A 3470-nucleotide genomic window follows, 5' to 3' on the forward strand; every position below is an offset into this window, starting at 1 on the left:
TGGCACCGACCGAAACCCACCGACCACGACACCCACTGGCGCAACTGGCGACGCCGCCACCAAGCCCGAGCACGCTGGTTCCACCAACGCACCCGACTCAACCGAGACTATGCCCTGGCCAACTAGCAAATGGCGGCTGCCGTACTAGAGGGCCCGCCGGGGCACAAAAGGCCGCGAGATGTCCGGGATATCAAACGAGATATCGCTGAAACCCTGGTGGCGTTCGCCGACAGCGAGGGGGGCCAGCTGTTCGTGGGCGTCGAGGACGATGGGACGGTAACCGGGGTACCGCACTCGGCGAATGCCATCGAAGGGCTTCTGGCCGCCCCGCAGACAAATGTCCTGGCGCAAACACCGCTGCCATCGCCACTCAAGTCGCGCATCTATCATGACGGCAAGCTGGTCCTGCTGTTTGCCGTCGCCAAGAGCACCGTGGCCATTCATCAGACGAGCGATGGGAAGTGTCTCCAGCGAAGCGACCGGGAGTCGATCCCGATCGCGACCGAGATCGTCCACTTTGAGCGCCAGGAGCAGCGCTCCCGCTCCTACGATCGACAGTACGTCGACGGTGCCGACCTGGACTCCCTGGATATCCCACTCATACGCAGCCTCGGTGAGCAAGTCGCCCCCGGGATGTCAGAAGAAAAGGTTCTTCAGCTACTCGACCTGGCAGACTACGACGGGTTCCACGTGCGGCTTCGCCGAGCGGCGCTGCTCCTCTTCGCCAACGACGTTCAGCGGTGGCATCCTCGGTGCCAGGTTCGAATCCTCCGGGTTGTGGGCACCGAGATGCGGCCGGGCAAAGAATACAATGTGTCGAACGACGAGATCGTCCGCGGCAATATCCTCACGCTGTTGGTGCGCGCCTGGGACGCCATCCGTAACCACCTCGTGCAGGTGAGGCTCGAACGGAGTGGCCTGTTCGAGGAGCGGGTCATGTACCCGGAGGATGCCTGCCGGGAAGTCCTGATCAATGCTGTTGCGCACCGCGACTACAGCGACGAGGGGCGCGGCGTCGAGGTGTTCGTGTACGACGACCGGATGGAAGTACGGAGCCCGGGATCCCTGCTGTCTACGGTATCCGTGCAAGATCTGCTTCGGCTCTCCGGGGCCCACGAGTCGCGTAACCCGTTTGTCGCCCGAACCCTGCGCGAGGCACGCTTCATGCGTGAGGTGGGCGAAGGAATGCGACGGATCTTCGCGCTGATGAAAGCCAACGACCTGGTGGACCCGGAGCTTCGGGCCGAAAATGACAACTTCGCCATCACACTGCACCACGAATCGGTTTTCTCCGAGACGGACCAGCGCTGGCTCGCGGCCTTCGACGGGTTCAACCTGCCCGTCGACGAGATGAAGGTCTTGCTCCTCGGGCGGGATGGCGCGCTGTTCAGCACCCAGCAGGTCTTCGACGCACTCGGCCTGGTCGACGCCGAGCAGTACCGCGCGTTGCTCTCGAACCTTCAGCTGAAGGGGCTCGTGGTGACGCAGGTTTCGAAAGCGGCAGCGTCTGCCCGGGCAAGGCGCACCAAGGTGTCGGTCAGAAGTGTCCCACGGTTCGCGATTCGGCGTCCGATTGACTGCGAGAGAGACCTGGTCGACTTGATCAGGGCACTCGGCTCCCTCTCGGTCAACGGCAGACCGCTGACACCGATCGAGTTGGCGCAAGTCAGGGGCAAGATTTCGCCGGACAATCTGTACGGGCGAGCCGGGGCGTCCCTGCCTCAGGCACTCCAGGCGCTCGAACTTGTCGACCGCGACAAGACTTTCACTGATCGCTACCGGAAACTCGCGGCAATGTATGCGCCGCGAAAATGAGTCGATCCGGGGCAGCGTCTGACCTGCTCGGGCCACCAGCGCTCCGCACAAGCACCGCCTCCACCCACTCTGGCGGCCCTTGCCCAAACGACCGACGCAGCCGCCACCCCGCAGCCGCCGACAAGATCTGGCAGCTCGACCCGCCCCGTGTCGCGTGCGTGTTGGTGAAGCATTGACCCAGCCAGCGGAACCTCGCCATCCCGTCGCCGTCGACCCGCCCTGGTGGGGCGGGCCGCCGTCGGGGCCGCCACTGGCTGGTCTGGACGGGCCGGAGGACGACCTGTGCGGTGCGCGCTCCCACAACAAAGGGACGACCCCCGTCGGGGGGAGACGGGGGTCGTCGGAGGTTCGGCTCCGGGGGGGTCGAGCCGAACCACTCAGCGGTCACGGGGGGTGCAACCGCCGAGGGTCTGTCTGTTTCGAGGATGTGAGAGCTCGTCGTACCGACAAGTCTGCCTGAGCGGGCCCGTCACGTCGAGTGGTGCCGCCTCCACTCACTGCAAAAATCTCCTCGCGCAGTGTGAGCGTGATCACGCGGAGCGGAGGTGGCGGTGTCAGCCCGCAGGTCTGAGGGGTGGCGTGACCCCGGGCATCCGCCGACGATAGACCATCCGGCTAGACTTTTGCGCCGTGGGCCGAAGTGCCGCTTTCTTCGATCTGGACAAGACCGTCATCGCCAAGTCGAGCGCCCTGGCGTTCGGTCGGCCGTTCTACCGGGACGGGCTGATCACCCGGCGTGACGTGGTCAAGTCGGCGTACGCGCAGCTGATGTTCCGGCTGGGCGGCACCGACGAGCAGACCATGGCCCGAACACGGGACTACCTGGCTGCGCTGTGCAAGGGCTGGCAGGTGGAGCAGGTCCGCCAGATCGTCGCGGAGACACTGCACGAGCTGATCAACCCTTACGTGTACGCCGAGGCGGCCGCCCTGATCGAGGAGCACCAGGCTGCCGGTCGGGACGTGGTGCTGGTCTCCGCGTCCGGCGAGGAGATGGTCCGGCCGATCGGTGAGCTGCTCGGCGTGACCGACGTGATCGCCACGCGGATGACGGTGCGCGACGGCCGGTACAGCGGCGAGGTCGAGTTCTACGCGGCCGGCCCGAGCAAGGTCGAGGCGGTCACCGAGCTGGCTGCCGCCCGCGACTACGACCTGGCCGACTCGTACGCCTACTCCGACTCGTACAGCGATCGCCCGCTGTTGGAGTGCGTGGGCCACCCGAGTGTGGTCAACCCGGATCGGCAGCTGCGCAAGCTGGCGTCGGAGAACGCGTGGCCGGTGTTGGAGTTCCGGCACCCGATCCCGCTGGGTCGCCGGCTGCGGGAGCGGCCCGCCGTCCCGGTTGCCGCGGCGGCCCTGGGCGTCGGGGTGGGCGTGGCCATCGGCATCGCCTGGTACGGGCGCCACCGTCGCACCCGCGCCGCCGCCACCACGGCCTGACCCCATCCACCCTCGGGTCGATCATGGATTTGTGGTGGGCGCCTTCGCCAGTTTCGCGGCTTTTGTCAGGCACCACAACTACATGATCGACGTCGGTCACCGGACGGCCCAGCTCGGCCTCCGGCACGATGTCGCGGGCGGCGAGGACGTGCAGCTTGGCGAGGGCCTGCCGGGGGGCCTTGGGCCAGAGTTCGCTCAGCCCGGGCAACGCCCCGGCG

General features: G+C 66.5%; 2 protein-coding genes and 1 pseudogene. 2 read left to right on the forward strand and 1 reads right to left on the reverse strand.

Annotated elements, in window-relative coordinates:
• The first annotated feature begins 129 nt into the window (after positions 1-129).
• Positions 130-1815, forward strand: coding sequence for an ATP-binding protein (locus F8271_RS30560; protein ID WP_151493262.1), 1686 nt, complete (start codon positions 130-132; stop codon positions 1813-1815).
• Positions 1816-2445: 630 nt separating this feature from the next.
• Complete coding sequence (locus tag F8271_RS30570; RefSeq protein WP_151493264.1) at positions 2446-3252, forward strand: HAD family phosphatase; 807 nt, start codon at positions 2446-2448, stop codon at positions 3250-3252.
• Positions 3253-3343: 91 nt separating this feature from the next.
• On the opposite strand, the pseudogene F8271_RS30575 reads toward F8271_RS30570, so the two are convergent.
• Positions 3344-3470: pseudogene (locus F8271_RS30575) on the reverse strand (oxidoreductase); the annotation flags it as partial.

It is taken from the genome of Micromonospora sp. ALFpr18c, from assembly GCF_008868155.1.
Classification (GTDB): Bacteria; Actinomycetota; Actinomycetes; order Mycobacteriales; family Micromonosporaceae; genus Micromonospora.

What these genes read in the sequence shown, in the direction of transcription:
- F8271_RS30560 (WP_151493262.1), top strand. Translation starts at nt 130, where the DNA reads ATGGCGGCTGCCGTACTAGAGGGCCCGCCGGGGCACAAAAGGCCGCGA.